Raw genomic sequence first — 20,785 nt, 5'->3', positions numbered from 1 at the left:
AGAAGGAAGGGAAAAAGATGCGGAGACGAAGAATCCTCAGTTATTTATTAGTTATTTGGGTGACATTTTTGTTAGCGTTTCCATTAACGTCGGCTTTTGCAAGTAGTAAGGTCTACCACATACCTATTCATAATGAAGTAGAACGAGGACTTCACGCATTTTTAGAACGAGCTTTTAAAGAGGCGGAAGAAAACTATGCAGAGGCGATTATTTTAGACATTCATACGCCTGGCGGTTTCGTGAATGCGGCTGGTGATATTGCTATGCTAATGGATGCAACGGATATACGTAAGATTGCGTATATCAACAAAGATGCGCATTCTGCAGGTGCTTTTTTAGCCTTACATGCGGATGAAATCTATATGGTGCCAAATGGAACGATCGGGGCGGCTGCAGTTATTGACTCAGCAGGAAATGCGGCAGATTTAAAAGCTCATAGTGCATGGGTTGCTCAAATGGAGGCAGCTGCAGAATCAAAAAAACTTGATCCGAAATATGCACGTGCAATGGCTGATGCATCTGTTGATTTACCAAAATTCCGAGCGGGAGAAGGGAAGTTATTAACTTTATCTGCTTCGGAGGCAGAAAAGGTAAAGTATTCTAAAGGAACGGTTTCGAATTTCCAAGATCTTTTAAAAGTAACGCAATTAAATGGTAGTGATATCGTTCCAATTGAACCTACTTTTGCTGAAAAACTTGCTCGTTTTATTACGAATCCGATTATAGTTCCGATTTTATTGTCGATTGCAAGCTTGGGACTTGTAGTTGAGCTATATTCGCCAGGTTTTGGTGTTCCAGGTATAATGGGATTGTCAGCATTTGGATTATTTTTCTTCGGCCATATGGTAGCAGGCTTGGCAGGTTATGAAACATTACTTTTATTTATTGTAGGCTTGGCGCTTGTTATTGCGGAATTTTTTGTCCCCGGAGGTATTGTTGGTATTTTAGGTGGTTTGTTAATCTTACTAAGTCTAATACTGGCAGGTGCGAACATGATGCAAATGATTATTGCGATTTTCATTGCGCTTGTTGTAGCGATAATAGGAATGGTGATCCTGATGAAATTTTTTGGTAAAAAATTGCATGTTTTAAACAAGCTTGTCTTGATGGATGCGACTACGACGGAAGAGGGCTATGTATCTAACGTGAATCGCACAGAGCTGCTCGGAAAAGTGGGGACAACGATTACACCACTTCGTCCAGCAGGTACAATGCTATTTGGTAATGAACGCATTGACGTAGTATCGGAAGGTGGCTATGTTGATGCGGAGAAACATGTAGAAATTATTAAAGTAGAAGGCTCACGTATTGTTGTGAGACAAACAGAAAAAGAGATGGAGGAATAGCAAATGGGATTTGATTTAGCTTTAATAGGTCCAATTGCAGGGCTAGTCATATTATTTATTGTTGTCGCGGTATTCTTTACCTTTGTACCAGTGGCACTGTGGATTTCTGCACTTGCTGCAGGTGTCCGCGTTAGTATTTTCACATTAATCGGTATGCGATTACGTCGTGTAATCCCATCACGAATTGTAAACCCATTAATTAAAGCGCATAAAGCAGGTTTACCTGTGACGATTAATCAACTAGAAAGCCACTATTTAGCAGGTGGTAATGTTGACCGAGTTGTCAATGCGTTAATCGCAGCCCATCGTGCAAATATCGAGTTAACATTTGAACGTTGTGCGGCAATTGATTTAGCGGGTCGTGATGTATTAGAAGCTGTACAAATGTCTGTTAACCCGAAAGTCATTGAAACACCATTTATTGCGGGTGTTGCTATGAACGGGATTGAAGTAAAAGCGAAGGCGCGTATTACAGTGCGCGCAAACATTGAACGTTTAGTCGGTGGTGCTGGTGAAGAAACGGTTATTGCCCGTGTAGGTGAGGGGATCGTTTCTACAATTGGTAGCGCCTCTAGTCATACGACAGTTCTTGAAAATCCTGATATGATTTCTCAAACTGTATTAGCAAAGGGCTTAGATTCTGGGACAGCATTTGAAATCTTATCGATCGATATTGCAGACGTGGATATCGGCAAAAACATTGGTGCTGAATTACAAATTGAACAAGCGCAGGCAGATAAAAACATTGCCCAAGCGAAGGCTGAAGAACGTCGTGCGATGGCTGTAGCGAACGAGCAAGAAATGATTGCACGCGTACAAGAGATGAAGGCAAAAGTAGTAGAAGCAGAAGCTGAAGTACCACAGGCGATGGCAGAAGCTCTACGTTCGGGTAATCTAGGTATTATGGACTACATGAACTACCGCAACATTCAAGCAGATACAGCTATGAGAGACTCCATTTCTAAAGTAAGCTCAGATAAATCAGATACAAATGAACATAACGAATAAAAAACGGAAAGGAGCAGGTACTAATAAATGGAACAATTAATTATATTTGTGATAATTGCCATAGTCAGCTCTATTTTCGGTAAAGCAAAAAAGAAAGAAGAAAAACCAATGCCTCCTTTTAATAAGGATTCGCATGTTGATCCTCCTGTTATACAAAAAGCAGAGATGGCTTCAGAGCAACGTCCTGCTTCTAAATCACAGAGCTTTGAGGATTTTGCACGTGAATTTTTAGGTGAATGGAAAAATGAACAGCCTAAAGTGGAAGAGCCGAAAAAAATTGTCGAAGAAACAGTGAATAAGGATGTTCCAAGCTATGCAGCTCCACCGTTAATCCCAACTGAGAAAGTGGGGCGTACTTCGAATAGAGAAAGTATCGGTCGTTTGACAGCCGGGAAAAAAGTTGTGGGAGTAACTGAATCACCATCTGCTTTTCAATTACCAAAATCAAAAAAATCATTCATGCAGGCTGTTGTAATGGCAGAAGTTTTAGGTCCTCCAAAAGCAAAAAGAAAATAACTAGCATGTCCTCCTTTTTCGATGCATATATTGCCGAAGAAGGAGGCATTTTTTATGAGAAAACTATTTCAATTAACGCCACTACTTGAATTATTACAATATGAAACATTAAAAATCATTGGTCCATATCGTTTTCTACATGCAGATGCTTCATCATGCTCTTTTATTTATGCAGACTACCATATTACTGTACGTGGAAAATCAGTGGAAATTAATGCTCTTAAAGATGAAATGCTTCATCTTTCCGTAGAGGATTTGCAGGAGCTTCATCTGAAAATGACAAAGGATATGGGTGTGAGTGATAATGTGGAATAATCGGCCAATTATCATACGTATAAAGCGCCATGAAAATGTTCATCCTTTTATTCAAGCATTGCATGCACAACAGGTGCCATTAAAGCGGATTGTCTTTCGTGAGCAAGAGGTTGCTTTTGAAACAACGATGCATTATCTACCGAAGATTCGCCGTGTACGTAGCCGTTATCGACTTAAAATGGCGGTCTATTATGCAGATGAGCTTCAAGTTTTTCGAGCGCAACTTTGGACTATGCTTGGTCTAGCGTTGATGATATTAATTCCATTGCTATGTGCACAGGTTATTTGGCGTATTGATATTAAAGCGGCAACGCCAGAGTTAGAGGAACGTCTAGGAAAGACCTTTCAAGATAGATTTCAACTAGAAACGCCCATTTCTAAAAAAGACTTACCCTCAGATGCTGTCATTCGACAGAAGCTATTAGAAGGGCATCGAGATCTTTCATGGGTGCATATTGAAAAGCATGGTGGACGTGTAACTTTACGACCTCAGGAATCCCCGAAACAGACTAAACAAACGAATGAGAAACTAGCGACGCATTTAGTGGCAACAAAAAGTGGTGTTATTACTCACTTTAATATTCAAAATGGGGAACGAAAAATTTCAGTCAACGATACTGCTTACGAAGGTGATGTTCTCGTAAGTGGCGTAATTGAAAGTGGTGAAGATCAAGTCTTTGTTGGGGCAAAGGGAGAGGTCTACGCTGATTATTGGCTCGAATGTTCATTTAAAATTCCAAGAAAGCTAACGATGGAAACGCTACAACAGAAGCAGTGGCGTGTATTAGTGAAAGGCATTCATCAAGAAAATGAAAAAGTTGACTATGTGCAAAAGAAAGATTTACCAAGCTGGCTCAATCCATATGTTTCAATTGTTGAAGAGCAGTACACTAAAAAAATGCAAGTAGAGCTTGATGAATCCAAAATAGATTCATTACTCATACCATTACTTCATGAAAAGGTAATACGTTCATTACCTGCGAAAACGGTTATAAAAAAAGAAAACCTTTTACAGGTAAAGTGGGGGAATGGTACAGTTGAAGGGAAAGTTCTATTTTTAGTCAATGAAAACATTGCCAGTCCAATACAAGGCCTACAAGGAGAATGATTATGTCAGAACATTTAACTGTATTACAAGTGGATAATCCAAATGAAGCGGTAATGCTACTCGGAATTTCCGATGCAAATATGAAGTTAATCGAAGAGGCTCTAAAAGTCCACATTATTACACGTGGTGAACAAATTCAGCTTGCTGGTGAAGAGGATGCAAAGGAACAAGCGACATTCCTGTTACATGCTCTTCTAAAGGTCATTCGTAAAGGAATTAATATTGATCAGCGTGATGTTGCAACTGCTATTGAAATGACACAAAAAGGAACGATTGAATATTTTGCAGAACTTTATGATGAAGAAATTGCACGCACGACGAAAGGGAAGCCTATTCGTGCAAAAACAATCGGTCAACGAGAATACATACAAGCAATCCGTCATAAAGACGTTGTTTTTGGTATCGGTCCAGCGGGTACTGGGAAAACGTATTTAGCGGTAGTCATGGCAACGCAGGCGCTAAAAAATGGGCTCGTTAAGCGTATTATTTTAACACGCCCTGCAGTAGAGGCAGGAGAGTCTCTAGGCTTTCTTCCGGGGGATTTGAAGGAAAAGGTAGATCCTTATTTACGACCTCTTTATGACGCTTTAAACGATATTTACGGGACAGAACAAACTCAAAGACTTATTGAACGAGGCACAATTGAAATTGCACCTTTAGCGTATATGCGCGGCCGTACATTAGACGACGCCTTTGTTATTTTAGATGAAGCTCAAAATACGACACATCAGCAAATGAAGATGTTTTTAACGCGACTAGGCTTTGGCTCAAAAATGGTCATTACAGGCGACAAAACACAAATTGACCTACCGAAAAATACGGAATCTGGGTTAATCGTAGCAGAACGTACACTAAAGTATGTAAAATCAATACATTTCCAAATTTTAGAACAAGGCGATGTAGTACGCCACCCAATCGTAGCCAAAATCATCAAAGCCTACGAAGAACAGCAACTTTAGAATTGCGCATAGCGCAATTCTAAAGTCTGCACCGAAAGTGGAGTGAAACGGAACGGCAGGTGCAACTGGTTTAAAAAGTCTGCGCCGAAAGCGGAGCGGCAGTGCAACAGGGTTAGAGCTAATGCGACGTGTATAAAATTTAACAAACATGAAAATGCTTGGAAAATGGAAAAATTTGTGACAGCTATACAAATTGTATAGCTGTTTTTTTGCTTTCTTATACATTTTTCGGGAAAAATGTTTTTTGAATTGGTATGATAGTAGATAGATAGAGGAGGTGCCAGATGGAGAAACAATTAAAAAAATTTACAGAACTTATTGGCTTCCGCTACTTTTTAATTGTCGTTCTCATCTTAACAGGAGCCATACAATTTGCTTTTATGTATGGCAATGTAAAAGGTGTTACATATGATTTTAAACCATTACAACTAGCGCCTGAAACAGTACGATCTACCAAAACGATAGAAGATACTTATAAAACACAACAGGAACGAGAAAAAGCAGCGAATGCGGTTGAACCAGTCTATCAATTTTCTGCGGATGTTGCGAAACAGCGAGCTGCGATTGTAACGTCTTTATTTGACTATGTTCTTGACGTAAAGGTGGATGTTGAGAGTAGCAAAGAACCTATTCCGATTGCCGATCAAGTGGCGAAGCTCCGCAAAAAGTTTGAATCCATAGATTCAGAGCAAATGCCAATTATCTTTACTGATTCACAGCTAGAGGGTTTGTTAATACAAAGTGAAGCAGATTTAAAAAGAACAAGTACGCAACTATCAAAATCTGTGCAGGAATATTTGCAAAAATCCATTCGATCAGAAAATGTGTTTGCGGGTCAAAATGATTTTGAGACAAAAATTCGAGGACAACGAGGATATCCAGATAAAATATTTAATACGGTAGTGTTAATTGGACGTACGAGTATTATCGAAAATGAAACGATAAACGAAGAACAAACGAAAATTCGAAAGGAACAAGCGAAGGAATCGGTTGAACCAACTCGAATTCTTCAAGGTCAAATCATCGTACAGGAAGGGCAAATTATTGATAATGAGGCGTTTCGCCAATTAGAGCTTCTAGGTATGGTGAGTAATAAGGCATCGATGAAACCGATTGCAGGGCTGATTATTTTAATACTTCTGGAAATGACGTTTATGTTTGTTTTATTTGAACGTTGGAAAACAGATGAACACAAGAAACGTAATGCCTTGTTGGTGACAGTAATTGTTTATAGTTTATCCATCTTGCTGATGAAATTTATAAGTCTAGTCTCTGATGGCTTCGATGTTACTGTTGCTTTTCTTTTCCCAACAGCATTAGCAACAATGCTTGTACGGCTATTAGTGGATGACCGTGCTGCGGTACTTATTACGGTTATGACAGCGGCATCTGCGGGTGTTATTTTTCAAGAGGGTTATTCATCTGTTATGCAGATGGAAATTACACTGTATATAATTTTTGGAGGCTTTGCAGGCTTATTCTTTTTGGGTAGTATGGAAAAGCGTTCGCATATTCTACATGCTGTAGGTATTATAGGGCTAGTAAATATGTCGTTTATTGCATTTTATTTACTGATGACACAATCTACTTACGGTTTGTCAGAGTTAGTGTATTACTTTATAGCAGCATTGATATCGGCTCTATTATCAGGTGCTCTTACAATGGGTCTTTTACCATTCTTTGAATCAGCATTTAGTTTATTGTCGTCGTTGCGTTTAATTGAATTATCGAACCCAAACCATCCATTGCTGAAAAAATTACTAATGGAGGCTCCAGGAACATATCATCATAGTGTAATGGTAGCGAACTTAGCAGAGGCAGCATGTGAGGAAATTGGAGCAGATGGATTACTGGCTCGTGTAGGATGCTATTATCATGATATTGGCAAAACGAAGCGTCCTGCCTTTTTCATCGAGAATCAAATGTCTGGTATTAACCCACATGATTCATTGCCCCCAGAAAAAAGCGCGGAAATTATCATCGCACATACAACTGACGGAGCTGAAATGCTAAAACGTTATAAGATGCCACAGGAAATTATTGATATTGCCTTGCAGCATCACGGATCTAGTCTATTAAAGTTCTTCTACTTTAAAGCGAAGGAAGAAGGAAAATGTTTAGATGATACAAAGTACAGATATCCAGGTCCGAAGCCACAAACGAAGGAAGCGGCAGTTATTAGTGTTGCAGATAGCGTTGAGGCAGCGGTTCGATCGATGAAGGAACCGAATGCAGAGAAAATTCAAAAGTTGGTACGAGCAATTATTGATGATCGAGTACAAGACAATCAGTTTGATGAATGCGATATTTCAATAAAAGAGTTAAAATGTATAGAGCGAGTACTTTGTGAAACGTTGAATGGAATTTTCCACTCACGAATTGAATATCCAAAGGCAGAAAAGTAGGAGGATCTATGATTTTAACAATTGATTTTACAGATGAAACAAATGAAGTGGCTGCTGAGCATATGGAGCTTGTTGAAAAGCTTTTACAGCATGCTGCAAAAATAGAGAATATTGAGCCGGAAACAGAAGTGTCAGTGACGTTTGTTACAAATGAAGCGATTCAAGAAATAAACCGAGAATATCGTGACAAGGATCAACCGACAGATGTTATCTCGTTTGCCCTAGAGGAATTAGGTGAAGGAGAAATGGAAGTAACGTTTGAAGGGATGCCTCGTGTGTTAGGAGATATTATTATTTCAACGGACCGTACGAAAGAACAAGCTGAGGAATATGGGCATACATTTGAACGAGAATTAGGCTTTTTAGCGGTTCATGGTTTCTTACATCTACTTGGCTATGATCATATGGTGCCAGAAGATGAAAAGGTGATGTTCGGTAAGCAGGACGAGATTTTACAATCTTTCGGCTTAGGGCGAAAGTAAATGAATATTCGCAAATTTGTACGCTCTTTTGGGTATGCCTTTAAAGGTATTCTTACAGCCTGTACTGAGCAAAATTTTATATCCCACTTGCTAAGTGCGGGAATAGTTTTGATTGCTGGCTATTTTACGGATTTATCACGTATAGAATGGTATATTGTGTTGCTTTTAATAGCACTAATGTTTGCACTTGAAATGGTAAATACTGCAATTGAACGTGTAGTTGATTTAGCTTCACCCAATATCCATCCACTTGCTAAGCAGGCAAAAGATCTTGCAGCAGGCGCAGTACTTGTATTTGCGATATTCAGTGCTATAATCGGATTACTCATATTTATACCGAAATGGTTTTGATATTACTAAAATTATTAATCGGTCATGAAGTAGTAGCAGTTGTGCTGAAAAATTATGATTTATTCAATTACGCCAAGGCGAAATTGATTATGTAGAGGTGGACATTGATGACAATTGATATGCATGCATTATTAGAAGAATCAAAAAAAGCGCGCGAAAAGGCTTATGTTCCTTATTCAAAATTTAAAGTTGGCGCGGCGATTTTAACGAAAAATGGAGAGGTTATTCATGGCTGCAATATTGAAAATGCTGGCTATAGTATGACCAATTGTGCTGAGCGTACAGCCTTTTTCAAAGCTGTGTCAGAAGGTATTTATGATTTTGAGGCGATCGCTATTGTAGCTGATACGGATGGACCATGTGCGCCATGCGGAGCTTGTCGTCAAGTGATGATGGAATTTTGCAAACCAACTATGCCTGTATATTTAACAAACTTAAAAGGTGATGTCACGGTAACGTCTGTAGGCGAATTACTACCGTTTGCATTTACAACGGAGGATTTAGAGAATGCTGGAAAATAACAATGGCTATAAGTCAGGTTTTATCTCCATAATCGGTCGACCAAATGTAGGGAAATCAACATTTTTAAACCGTGTGATTGGTCAAAAAATTGCGATTATGAGTGATAAACCACAAACAACACGAAATAAAGTACAAGGTGTACTAACAACAAATGATAGCCAAATGATTTTTATTGATACACCAGGAATCCACAAGCCGAAACATAAGCTAGGGGATTTTATGCTAAAGGTTTCTAAAAATACATTGCGTGAAGTGGATGTTATTATGTTCATGGTAAATGCTGAGCAGAAACTTGGAAAGGGTGACGAATTCATCCTTGAAATGCTGGCGGGTAATCCAACGCCTGTCTTCCTAGTGATTAATAAAATCGATCAAATTCATCCTGATGAATTAATAGGGATTATTGAAAGCTACAAAGAGCGTTATGACTTCGCAGAAATAGTACCGATTTCTGCATTACAAGGGAATAATGTAGAAAATTTATTAGCATCACTAGCGAAGTATTTACCAGAGGGTCCACAATATTACCCAGCAGATCAAGTAACAGATCATCCTGAGCGTTTTATTATTTCAGAGTTAATTCGTGAAAAAGTGTTACATTTAACGCGTGAAGAAATACCTCATTCCATTGCTGTTGTTATTGATAAAATTCGCCGTGATGAAGAAAATGAAGATAAAATTCGTGTAGCAGCAACGATTATCGTGGAAAGGGATTCTCAAAAAGGGATTGTCATTGGTAAACGTGGAGCGCTATTAAAAGAAGTAGGGATACGTGCAAGAAAAGATATTGAAATGCTTCTTGGTTCAAAAGTGTATTTAGAGCTTTGGGTAAAGGTACAAAAGGATTGGCGAAATAAATCAACACATTTACGTGACTTCGGTTTCCGTGATGATGAATATTAATCAGAAAAGCTGTTAAGTTCCAAAGTAACTTACCAACATTCCTGTTTGTCGCTGTAGTTTTAAATGGAGCTGTCCAATAATTATTGGAGAGCTCTATTTTCACTTCTTTCAGCAGGTGTTTTTTGTAGCGAAAGCAAAGCGTCAGCTACAGCTACAGGTATTTGGACACTGCTGAAATAGAGGAACTCAGTCTAAGAACGCCACGTCCTATGGCAACGACTGAGTGACCAACATTGTGCTGTCGCCGTCGCTTCGCTTTTGCACATACAAAAACACGTTGCTGACGCTGCGTTAGCACTACGCTTTCACGCAAAAAACATTTGTTGGCCTAAAGTCTCCGGACGCAATTATGCTCGGCATAATTGATTGCGAAGCTTGTAGAAAGGAGGGGAATCGATGCTTCATAAATGGGAAGGGATTGTCCTAAAGGTGCGTGCCTATGGAGAATCAAATAAAATTGTAACATTACTAACAAGAGAAGCAGGGAAGGTTGCAACGATGGCTCGAGGAGCGAAGAAACCTTCCAGTAGGTTAGCATCTGTGACACAGCCATTTACGTATGGCATGTTTATGGTACAGCATCATACAGGTATGGGGACATTGCAACAAGGAGAGCATCTAAATTCAATGCGTCATATTCGTGAGGATATAATGGCAACGGCCTATGCAAGTTATATAATGGAACTTGTCGAGCGTGTAGTAGAAGAGGGGAAACCTGAGCCATTTGCATTTGATGTGCTCCTTCAAGCATTACAAGCAATTGAGGAAGGTTACGACCCGGAGGCCATTACATTGTTCGTTGAATGGAAAATGCTGCCCTATACAGGTGTGCAGCCTATATTACATGCTTGTGCTGCTTGTGGAGCAGTAGACGGCGAATTTGCATTTTCTTTTGTGCAGGGAGGTTTTTTGTGTCATCGTTGTTATCATCATGATCCTTATATTATTCGATTAACACCGACTCAGCTTAAGCTTATCCGAATGTTCTATACTGTACCGATTGACCAGATTGGGAAATTAGAATTAAAAAAGGAAACAAAATATTTTATTAAAAAAATAATTACAACAATTTACGAGGAACAAACAGGAATTCGTTTTAAGACTAAAAAATTTATTGAACAGCTTGAAAGAACGCCAGAATTTCAGTTAAGAACGAGTGCTGATCAAGAAAAAACGCCAGAAGACCATTAATATTGATCTTCTGGCATTTTACTTTTTTACATTATTATATATTAATATTCTTCTGGATCTTCCATGAACTCGTAAGAAGTACTCCATTTATTAGCGATTTTTAGAAAATCAATATATAGGTAAGCAGTTTCACCATTTTTACCTGTAATATGTAAAATAGATGTACCTTCTGCTAATGGTGTAACATTTACTTCCTTATCCTTTATTGTAGCTTTCACAGTTGCTGGCTCAGAATTAAATTTTTCTAAGGCAACATGTGTTGGTTCAAACGATAAATCGTTACTTGAAAACGTTAACTCATCTGCAAGTTGATACAAATCAATACTACGCACGAAATCATATGTATTGACATCAGCAGCCATCGTTTGTTGTTGAGTACCGTTAGTGAAAGTAAGCATATATTGACCATTTTTAAAGATAGAAATTGTAGCTGAATTATTCGTTGATTTAAAATTATATAATTCAGGAGATAAGGCTTGACCATCTGCAGTTTGAATACTTACATTAGTAGGAACAAATTTTAAATTACTTTCCTTTAAGTTGAGCGGTAAGTTTTCTGCATAATCCTCTTCTTTCACTTTTTGAAGTGTTGTTTGTAGCTTTCCGTTTACATTCTTCACTTGTACTAAGTAAAAGACATCCATAAATTCTTCAGAATCTTCTTTAAAGCCCGTAATTACTAATTTTCCCGTGCCTTCTTTTAGCGGTTTAATTGTAGTGGACTCTGTCATATAATCTTCTTCATCTTCAACCCATGTAAAGATATCCTCTGCAGGATTAATGCCGCCATAAGAAGCAAAGATATAGTCTTGCTTAAATTGGCTAGCAAAAACTGTGACGTTGCCTTGAGCTTTTTCAGAACGTACAACAAAAAGTGCTAACTGCGAGCGCTTTACATTAGTTTGTGGTCCAAAGGTAGTAGGGGTTGTACCTTTTGTGATGCTGTTGGCAAAAAGTGTTTTTATATATGGTTCGTATTCACTACCTTCATTGACATCATCGAAAGGAATGTAAATGCCGTTTGTAATTGGTAATTTAAAACCTTTCACAATCATTTTTGACATTTGTCCACGAGTAATATTTTTATTTGGGTTGAAATAGCCATTGGTTCCGCTAATAATACCTGCATTTGCTAAAGCAGCAATCGCACCATAATTTGCATCGCCAGGTTTTATATCCTTAAAATTAGGATTTTTTACATGAACCGTATCTAGCTTTAAAATACCAGCTAAAATTTTTGCAGCTTGTGTACGAGTAATTGAATTCTCAGGTTTAAATGTGCCATCAGGGTAGCCTGAAATAATGCCGCGTTGAGCTAAGTTAATAATAGCTTGACCTTCCTCACTTGACACATTTTTTACATCAGAGAATCCCGATGCAGCATGTGCTGGGGGTGCAATGACAATAGCGCTTGTTGCTAGTGCTGATGCCATTGCGATGTGATAAAAACGATTGCTCTTCAAATAAATTTCCTCCAAAGTACATAAAAAATTTTTACAGCTAGGACCAACCTATTAAATAGGTTGGAATCTCCATGGATTGTTAAATTATTGTTATTTAACATTTAAGATTAACTATAATACTTTATTTATATCAAAATGATGAAGATGAGAATACAGGGAATTTTATGATGTAAAAAATTAACATGGAAAAATGCTTGTTCATCAACATGGAATGGATATTATTTCTGCCTCGATTGGGGTGCTTTCAGGGCAGAACAATGAGCTGTTTAGGGATAGGGGATTTATCACTGATCCTATATACCAATTAATAAAATACGTTTTAACAAATGTCATCTCCGACTTTTGATGGTGAGAAAAAAGTTGGATAAATAATTAATTTTCAACGTTTCCTAATGTAAAAATGAGTAGTTATTTTCCTGGATGGTAATGTTTGTATATTAACATTGAATTTTTGCTAGTAGTATTAGGACAAATTGAGTAATCCTTTATAATTTACAGAAATATTATTTATGAGATAAATCTAACGATAAATTATAAAAATGCGCTTTTAATTCTTTTATATAGGACTTTATATCTTTTATGTTTATAATTAATAGCTGTTGTTAAAGGAATGGGTTAGATATAAACTACTAATTCCTCGATAGTTTTTAACATAAACATAGTAGTAACTATTCATTCGAATACCATAAACTAGTTGAAAAGGCATTTTAATCTATGCTATTGTAAATGATATAGATGATATTTAACTTCTTTCAGCGTGTGTCCAAACATCTGTACCTGTTACGCTTTCGGTACAAAAGACATCCGCTGAAATAGAGGAACTCAGTCTAAGAGTGCCATGTCCTGTGGCAATGATTGAGTGACCAACTTCGTGTTGCTACCGCTACGTTGCGCTACGCTTTCGCACAGAAAACATCTGTTACTGACGCTACGTTAGCACTACGCTTTCACGTAAAAAACATCTGTCGGCCTAAAGCCTCCGGACGCAATTATACCGATGCATAATTGATGAACAACGCAGTCTTATCGAAGAAGGAGGGAGTCACATAATGCTTGGACATTGCGTATGTGGCAAAAAATATGCTAAGAAAAGTGACGTTAAGTATTGATGAAGTTGAAGCCAATGATATTTTAGCTGAAGATATTTTTTCTGATTATCGTTTACTAGCTAAAAAAGATCTAGTTTTAACGGAACGAATTATTGCCTTACTTAAACTTAGGAAAGTAGACGAACTATCTGTATATTTACCAACTGATTCAGTCCGAATTGTTCATGATTTAAGTGTCCAGCGTACAAGGGATTACGAGGATGTATTTGCACCACTTATGGATAAAAAGGATGAGATAGATGAGTATAAAGATACGGTAAGTAACCTTTTTATGACTACATTAGAAAATGTTGTGCATGAATTGCGTTATGGTCAAATTTTAAAAAGCATCGAAGATACTGCTTATGTACGAGGTGTTTTTGAACAAATTTTAGAAAAAAAACATCGCTATGAACTAATCATGCGTTTAAAAGAATGGGATGAGTATTCTTTTGTTCATTCATTTGATGTTTTTGTTTTAGGTACAATCTTTGCGCGTTACCTAGGCTTAACAGATATTGAAACACTAGCAAGGGGCTATTTGTTCCATGATATTGGGAAGGTATTTATCCCACAAGAAATATTAAATTTAAAACGAAAATTATCAGAAGATGAGTTTGACATTGTTAAAACTCATACGACTAAAGGTTATGAGTTGCTCATAGAAAATGGGGAAGAGGATATTGCCTATTTAGCACGTGATCATCACGAACGCTTTGCAGGTAAAGGTTATCCGAATCAGCTTTGTGAGGATGATATGTGTGAGGGAGTTCAATTACTGCAAATTATTGATGTTTATTCAGCTATGACATCAAAGCGTGTATATCATTCAGGATATGCTGCAACAGATGCATTAGCTGTTTTATATCGTGATCGACATCTATATAACGAGAAATTTATGCATAAATTTGTAGAGTGCCTAGGGATTTATCCTGTCAACTCAGTCGTTCAATTATCTGATAATCGGAGTGCACAAGTAGAACTTGTCTATGATTTATTTCCAACGTTACCCAAAGTTAAGTTGTTGGATGAGCAAAAGTCTATGATTTTACCTTTGAATTATAGTGTGAAAATTACGAAAATGATTGATTACCGTGCTAACAGCTTTGAAGAAATTTTTAACTTATTTATAGAACAATTAATTCGCTGTGACGAAAATAGCTTAAGAGTCTACTTTAATAAATTAATAGATCATTTACATCCTAAAGAAATTATTTTAAAAATATTTTTGCCTGCCTTTCGAATTCTACGTTTATTAACAAGAGAAATTCAAACGGATGTAACAAAATATAGGAATTCTATTAATATATTAAAGAAACTATTAGAAGATCAATTACATGTATTGTATATGGATTATCAGCATGAGAAAACAACTATATTAGTTGTGGAAACTTCACTTCGTGAAAATTTCTTCATAAAACTTGTGCAAAGTATATTGTATATTGATAAAATTGTGCCGTTCTTTATTAATCCAGATGATGAACAGCGCATTACGCAATTAATGGAACATTGTAACGTAAATATAGCGTACTTTATTGGGGAAGAGCTTACAGTCGATAAGAGAGTTCGCTCAATGCGAGAAGGGACATTCCTTTTTTATTCGCTTGTAGATATCGAGGAATTACTTATTAGCTTAGTAGGCACGCATATGAAAAGGTTTTCATTTGAGGAGAAGATGCGAGAAAGCTTGTTTTCATTATTAAAGACATAATAAGAGGGAGTCGTTGAAAATCCGACTCCCTCTTTATATATTGATGAATTTTAGAATTGAAGATGTTTTTCGATGTATGCTTTAACATCTGTAATTGGCATACGAACTTGTGACATTGAATCGCGATGACGCACTGTAACTTGACCATCCTCTTTTGAGTCGAAGTCATATGTGATACAGAATGGTGTACCAATTTCATCTTGACGACGGTAACGTTTACCAATTGATTGTGACTCGTCAAAATCAACTGGGAATGATTTACGAAGATCTGCCCAAACATCAGTAGCTTCATCCGAAAGCTTTTTAGAAAGTGGTAGGACTGCTGCTTTAAATGGTGCTAGAGCAGGGTGGAAGCGTAAAACTGTACGCTTATCATCGCCTTCAAGTTCTTCCTCGTCATAAGCATCGCAAAGGAATGCTAATGTTACACGGTCTGCACCTAAAGAAGGCTCGATACAATATGGAACATAACGTTCGTTTGATACTGGGTCAATGTAAGTGAAATCTTCACCAGAATGCTCCATATGCTGTTTTAAATCGAAATCTGTGCGATCTGCTACGCCCCATAGCTCGCCCCAACCGAATGGGAATTTAAATTCAATATCAGTTGTAGCATTTGAGTAGTGAGACAATTCGTCGTCTTCATGATCACGAAGACGCATAGAATCTTCCTTCATGCCTAAATTTAATAACCAATTTTTACAAAATTCTTTCCAGTATGCGTGCCATTCAAGGTCCTCGCCAGGTTTACAGAAAAATTCAAGTTCCATTTGTTCGAATTCACGTGTACGGAAAGTGAAGTTACCTGGTGTAATTTCGTTACGGAATGATTTACCGATTTGTGCAATACCGAATGGCGTACGTTTACGCATTGAACGTTGTACGTTTTTAAAGTTTACGAAAATACCTTGTGCTGTTTCTGGGCGTAAATAAATTTCATTAGTAGAAGATTCTGTTACACCTTGGAACGTTTTAAACATTAAATTAAATTGACGAATATCTGTAAAATCAGCTTTACCACAATCAGGGCACACTACGTCATACTTAATCATCGTTTCTTTCATTTGATCAAAAGTCATACCATCGACAATGATTTCATCGCCTTTTGCTAGCGCAGCGTCCTCGATGATTTTGTCAGCACGATGGCGCGCTTTACATGCTTTACAATCAATCATTGGGTCATTAAAGTTGCCAACGTGACCAGAAGCAACCCAAGCTTTTGGGTTCATTAAAATTGCAGCATCTATCCCAACATTGTGCTCTGATTCTTGGACAAACTTTTGCCACCATGCTTTTTTAACATTGTTTTTTAATTCAACACCTAGTGGACCGTAATCCCAAGTGTTTGCTAAGCCTCCGTAGATTTCAGAACCAGGGAAGACAAAGCCGCGATGCTTCGCTAAAGATACGATTGTTTCCATTGATTTGTTTGCCATAAAAATAGCCTCCTTCATAGTTTTCACAGAGTGAACATTAATTTTGTTTAAGCGAATTTATACAATTCGCTAGAGATATTTTTTAATTTAGGTAGGACTAAATTAAAAATAGCACCCGTCTCCGGGCACAATGAATGCCCAGGGACGAGTGCTATAACCCGCGGTTCCACCCTGATTGTTTTAAACGTGTTGTTTAAAACCTCTTTTCAAAAAGTTAGCTCAAGGAGTGCCTTTTCTCTGTTACTATGTAGACTTTCACCATCTTCTACTCGCTTTAAAGTGGAACAGATACTTTTTTTCCCATCATCGCCTATATAACGCTAAATCGCTCGAAAATACATTTAGAGCAAGCGTATGTGTCAATATTGTAGCATGTAGTTCTTTTCTTCGCAATAATTATTAAAATAGTATATAATAATTGAGCATAAGTATAACACTATTAGATTTGAGGCGGTGAGTCCAATCGAACTCAATAAACGTCAGGAAGACATTTTACAAATTGTGAAAGAAAACGGCCCAATCACAGGCGAACATATTGCAGAACGTCTCAATTTGACAAGAGCAACTTTAAGACCAGATTTAGCAATACTTACAATGGCGGGCTTTTTAGATGCTCGACCTCGTGTTGGCTATTTCTATTCAGGTAAAAAAACTTCCGTTACATTGACGGACAGTATTAACAATTTAAAGGTGAAAGATTTTCATTCAGGACCAGTTGTTGTACCGGAAACAATGACTGTTTATGATGCGATTTGCTTCATGTTCTCAGAGGATGTTGGAACACTCTTTGTCGTAGATAAGAATAAATTTTTGACAGGGGTACTTTCTCGTAAAGATTTACTACGTACAAGTATTGGCACGCAGGATTTAAACAAAATTCCTGTACATATTATTATGACACGTATGCCAAATATTTCATACTGTGAAAGATCAGATTCTTTAGTTGTCGCAGCGAATAAATTAATTGAACGAGAAGTTGATTCGCTACCAGTAGTAGAGCCACAAGATGGTGGATTGAAAATCGTTGGTCGTCTTACAAAAACGACGATTACACGGGCTTTCCTATCACTTGCACAGAATGTCTAAATAGTTGAAGGAGAGCAGCATGAAAAGACTACGGGTTTTTGTTGTATCTGATTCAGTCGGCGAAACTGGTGATCAAGTAGCGAAAGCGGTTATTAGCCAGTTTCGACCTAGTTTGGAAAACACGGTAATTCGTCGTTTTCCTCATATACAATCAGAGGAGCTCATTCGGAAAATTGTATGCCTTGCAGCAAAACAGAATGCATTTATTGTGTACACGCTTGTTCGCCAGGAGATGCGATCGTTATTACATGAACTATGTGAGCAAGAAAAGGTCTATGCCGTCGACATCTTAGGGCCAGCTTTAAAAACAATGACAACATTTGTGGAAGAATTCCCATTAGAAGCACCAGGAATTGTTCACCAGTTAGATGATGATTATTTTAAAAAAATAGAGGCTATTGAATTTGCGGTAAAATATGATGATGGTAGAGATCCACGTGGTTTATTACAGGCTGATATTGTGTTAGTCGGTGTTTCACGTACCTCTAAAACACCATTATCACAATATTTAGCACATAAACGCTTTAAGGTGGCGAACGTACCTTTAGTACCAGAAGTGGAGCCACCGGAAGAACTATTACAAATTGATCCGAAAAAATGTTTTGGTTTAATTATTTCTCCTGATAAATTAAACTCAATTAGAAAAGAGAGATTAATGTCTCTTGGATTGAATGATGATGCTATCTATGCGCAGCATAATCGAATATTAGAAGAAATCCAGCATTTTGAAAAAATTGTCGCTAAAATCGGTTGTAAGGTTATTGATGTGACAAACAAAGCCGTTGAGGAAACAGCGAACGTCATTATTGAACATATCTCGAATTGTAAATAAGAAACGAATGATGATAAACCACCTCGATTGTAAGAGGCGGTTTTTTTGAGTCGGTTTTGAAAATAGTATAGATAAAAACTAATTTTTGTTTTATAATAATAAAATTGTGGTAAAAATATTTATTAAGAGAAAAATCCTGTTTTTTTGTCGAGAAATAAAGGATTTTTAAATCGGATAGCGAATTGTGTTTTAGAACGTAATTTAAAGATGGTGATGGATTTGGCAGGGAAGATTCCTGAAGAAGTGATTGAACAGATTCGCTCACAATCGGAGATTGTTGATGTCATAAGCGAATACATGCAGCTTACAAAGCGTGGGCGCAATTGGTTTGGGCTCTGTCCATTTCATGGAGAACAAACTCCATCTTTTTCTGTGTCATCAGACAAACAAATTTTTCATTGCTTTGGTTGTGGTGCAGGCGGTAATGCTATTACTTTTGTCATGGATATAGAAGGTATTTCTTTTCCTGACGCAGTCGTGAAACTTGGTGAACGTGTTGGCATACAGTTAGATATTGGGCCAAGTTTACCTGAAGTAACGAAAAAGGTATCTAAAGCGGAAGAAAGGATGAAAGAAGCTCACGCTTTTGCAGCAGATTTTTTTCATCATTTACTGTTAAATACTGAAGATGGTGAAGAACCTTTAAATTATTTACTAGAAAGAGGATTTACAAGGGAGCTTATAGAATCTAATAGCATTGGATGGTCTCTTCCAAGCTTTGATGCATTAACGATATTGTTTGAAAGAAAAGGTTATAACTTACAAGAAATCGCGGAAAGTGGTTTGATAATCAAGCGTGAAGGGGAAGAACGCTATTTTGATCGTTTTAGAGGGCGTATTATGTTTCCCATTCGTGATGAGAACGGTAAGATTATAGCATTCTCAGGACGAATCCTTGCATCAAATGGTGAAGAGGCAAAATATTTAAATAGTCCAGAATCACCAATTTTTCAAAAGAGTGAAGTGCTATATAACCTAGATAAAGCACGAACCTCGATTAGAAAAAATCGTCAAGTAGTATTGATGGAAGGATTTATGGATGTTTTAGCAGCAACCTCTGTGGGTGTAACGAATGCTGTAGCAACAATGGGCACTTCGCTTACGAATCAGCATATTACAAAGCTAAAGCGCTTAGTAGAGCAGATTACGATTTGCTATGACGGTGATAATGCTGGGTTTGATGCGGCGAAAAGAGCGGCACAGTTACTTCAAACGGAACGAATGAAAGTCAATATTGCGGTGTTACCAGATAAGCTAGATCCCGATGAATACATTCGTAGTTTAGGTGGACAAGCATTTAAAGAACAAATTTTGGAAAACCCTCATGCGTATATTGCTTTTATGATGATGCATGCTAGACGAAATAAGAACTTTCAGTTTGAAAATGATACGCTTCAATATATTCAAGAAGTTCTTGAGCAACTGGTAGGTAGATCATCACCAGTTGAACGAGATTTGTATATAAGACAGCTATCGAATGAAACAAACATATCAGAAGAAGCAATTTATGCTCAATTCCGAAAGCTAGAGGCAAATCAGGTTCGTTCTGCAAAAGTAGAAATGCCTGTTCAAACGCCTTCGATGCCGGTCACTCAGCAACATAAGCCTATGGACGCAGCTGAACGTGCCGAACGTTTATTACTGGCTCATATGCTTCATAATATAGATGTAGTGGACAGGGTATTACGTAGTGAGCAAAAAGATCCGTTTGTACGAGATGCCTATATGGCAGTTTTTGTTCGCTTAGTAGGATTTTATGAGGAATATGGTCATCCTGATTATCAACGTTTTGTTGAGATATTAGATGACTCTGAATTACGCAAGATTGTAATGGAAGCGGCTTTAGCGGAACGGGATCCCGACCAAGCAGATGCAGAGGTCACAGACTCAATACGTCAGCTGCAAAAATATAGAATTGAGCAAGAAATTCAACAAAAGATGCATGAGTCAAAGGAAGCGGAGAAGATGCATGAGTATGCGCGTGCACTTGAAATCGCCCAACAGATTATTCATTTAAGAAAATCGTTATCGGCGATTTAACCCGATTCGGTTGTTTAGAAGGA

At 37.6% G+C, this 20,785-nt stretch carries 19 protein-coding genes; 16 read left to right on the top strand and 3 right to left on the bottom strand.

The window, feature by feature from the left end; genetic code table 11:
- Positions 1-17: 17 nt before the first annotated feature.
- The 11 genes from ACYQ73_RS10175 (at position 18) to era (ending at position 9,915) form a co-directional block, all read left to right on the top strand.
- Complete coding sequence (locus ACYQ73_RS10175) at positions 18-1,346, top strand: NfeD family protein (RefSeq protein WP_460012398.1); 1,329 nt, start codon at positions 18-20, stop codon at positions 1,344-1,346.
- Between the two features lie 3 nt (positions 1,347-1,349).
- Positions 1,350-2,354, top strand: a complete 1,005-nt coding sequence (floA, locus tag ACYQ73_RS10170) for a flotillin-like protein FloA (protein WP_460012397.1) — start codon at positions 1,350-1,352, stop codon at positions 2,352-2,354.
- A gap of 27 nt (positions 2,355-2,381) precedes the next feature.
- Positions 2,382-2,870 (top strand): hypothetical protein, encoded by a 489-nt coding sequence (locus ACYQ73_RS10165; RefSeq protein ID WP_460012396.1) that lies wholly within the window; start codon positions 2,382-2,384, stop codon positions 2,868-2,870.
- 54 nt (positions 2,871-2,924) lie between these two features.
- Positions 2,925-3,185 (top strand): hypothetical protein, encoded by a 261-nt coding sequence (locus tag ACYQ73_RS10160; RefSeq protein WP_460012395.1) that lies wholly within the window; start codon positions 2,925-2,927, stop codon positions 3,183-3,185.
- Positions 3,175-4,293 (top strand): sporulation protein YqfD, encoded by a 1,119-nt coding sequence (locus ACYQ73_RS10155; protein WP_460012394.1) that lies wholly within the window; start codon positions 3,175-3,177, stop codon positions 4,291-4,293. The genes ACYQ73_RS10160 and ACYQ73_RS10155 overlap by 11 nt, the downstream gene beginning before the upstream one ends.
- 2 nt (positions 4,294-4,295) lie before the next feature.
- Positions 4,296-5,252, top strand: coding sequence for a PhoH family protein (locus ACYQ73_RS10150; protein WP_460012393.1), 957 nt, complete (start codon positions 4,296-4,298; stop codon positions 5,250-5,252).
- A 284-nt stretch (positions 5,253-5,536) separates the two neighbouring features.
- Positions 5,537-7,657, top strand: coding sequence for an HD family phosphohydrolase (locus ACYQ73_RS10145; protein WP_460012392.1), 2,121 nt, complete (start codon positions 5,537-5,539; stop codon positions 7,655-7,657).
- An 8-nt stretch (positions 7,658-7,665) separates the two neighbouring features.
- Positions 7,666-8,139: an rRNA maturation RNase YbeY gene (gene ybeY, locus ACYQ73_RS10140; RefSeq protein ID WP_460012391.1), complete on the top strand. Its 474-nt coding sequence runs from the start codon at positions 7,666-7,668 to the stop codon at positions 8,137-8,139.
- Positions 8,140-8,490 (top strand): diacylglycerol kinase family protein, encoded by a 351-nt coding sequence (locus ACYQ73_RS10135; RefSeq protein ID WP_460012390.1) that lies wholly within the window; start codon positions 8,140-8,142, stop codon positions 8,488-8,490.
- Between the two features lie 107 nt (positions 8,491-8,597).
- The gene (locus ACYQ73_RS10130; protein WP_460012389.1) at positions 8,598-9,011 is read left to right on the top strand and encodes a cytidine deaminase; all 414 of its coding nucleotides are present in this window, start codon (positions 8,598-8,600) and stop codon (positions 9,009-9,011) included.
- Complete coding sequence (era, locus tag ACYQ73_RS10125; RefSeq protein ID WP_460012388.1) at positions 8,998-9,915, top strand: GTPase Era; 918 nt, start codon at positions 8,998-9,000, stop codon at positions 9,913-9,915. Before ACYQ73_RS10130 ends, era begins: the two co-directional genes overlap by 14 nt.
- Positions 9,916-10,066: 151 nt before the next feature.
- On the opposite strand, the gene ACYQ73_RS10120 is transcribed toward era, so the two are convergent.
- Positions 10,067-10,228, bottom strand: a complete 162-nt coding sequence (locus ACYQ73_RS10120; protein ID WP_460012387.1) for a hypothetical protein — start codon at positions 10,226-10,228, stop codon at positions 10,067-10,069.
- An 83-nt stretch (positions 10,229-10,311) separates the two neighbouring features.
- On the opposite strand from ACYQ73_RS10120, the gene recO reads away from it, so the two are divergent.
- Positions 10,312-11,106, top strand: a complete 795-nt coding sequence (gene recO / locus ACYQ73_RS10115; RefSeq protein ID WP_460012386.1) for a DNA repair protein RecO — start codon at positions 10,312-10,314, stop codon at positions 11,104-11,106.
- Between the two features lie 41 nt (positions 11,107-11,147).
- Here recO and ACYQ73_RS10110 read toward each other — a convergent pair whose 3' ends face one another.
- Complete coding sequence (locus ACYQ73_RS10110; RefSeq protein ID WP_460012385.1) at positions 11,148-12,569, bottom strand: S-layer homology domain-containing protein; 1,422 nt, start codon at positions 12,567-12,569, stop codon at positions 11,148-11,150.
- 1,053 nt (positions 12,570-13,622) lie between these two features.
- On the opposite strand from ACYQ73_RS10110, the gene ACYQ73_RS10105 reads away from it, so the two are divergent.
- Entirely contained in the window at positions 13,623-15,368 is a 1,746-nt protein-coding gene (locus ACYQ73_RS10105; protein WP_460012384.1) for an HD-GYP domain-containing protein, read from the top strand.
- A gap of 50 nt (positions 15,369-15,418) precedes the next feature.
- Here ACYQ73_RS10105 and ACYQ73_RS10100 read toward each other — a convergent pair whose 3' ends face one another.
- The gene (locus ACYQ73_RS10100; RefSeq protein ID WP_460012383.1) at positions 15,419-16,804 is read right to left on the bottom strand and encodes a glycine--tRNA ligase; all 1,386 of its coding nucleotides are present in this window, start codon (positions 16,802-16,804) and stop codon (positions 15,419-15,421) included.
- Positions 16,805-17,257: 453 nt separating this feature from the next.
- On the opposite strand from ACYQ73_RS10100, the gene ACYQ73_RS10095 reads away from it, so the two are divergent.
- From ACYQ73_RS10095 to dnaG, 3 genes are all read left to right on the top strand, one after another.
- The gene (locus tag ACYQ73_RS10095) at positions 17,258-17,890 is read left to right on the top strand and encodes a helix-turn-helix transcriptional regulator (RefSeq protein WP_460012382.1); all 633 of its coding nucleotides are present in this window, start codon (positions 17,258-17,260) and stop codon (positions 17,888-17,890) included.
- 19 nt (positions 17,891-17,909) lie between these two features.
- Positions 17,910-18,722 carry a pyruvate, water dikinase regulatory protein gene (locus ACYQ73_RS10090; protein ID WP_460012381.1) on the top strand — a complete coding sequence of 271 codons (813 nt, stop codon included), beginning with the start codon at positions 17,910-17,912 and terminating at the stop codon, positions 18,720-18,722.
- 207 nt (positions 18,723-18,929) lie between these two features.
- A complete protein-coding gene (gene dnaG / locus ACYQ73_RS10085) occupies positions 18,930-20,762 on the top strand; it encodes a DNA primase (protein ID WP_460012649.1) in 1,833 nt (610 codons plus the stop codon).
- Positions 20,763-20,785 lie beyond the last annotated feature (23 nt).

The organism is Lysinibacillus sp. CTST325, assembly GCF_054665055.1.
The sequence above is the reverse complement of the archived record's forward strand: the minus strand, read 5'-3'. Positions and strand labels throughout refer to the sequence as shown.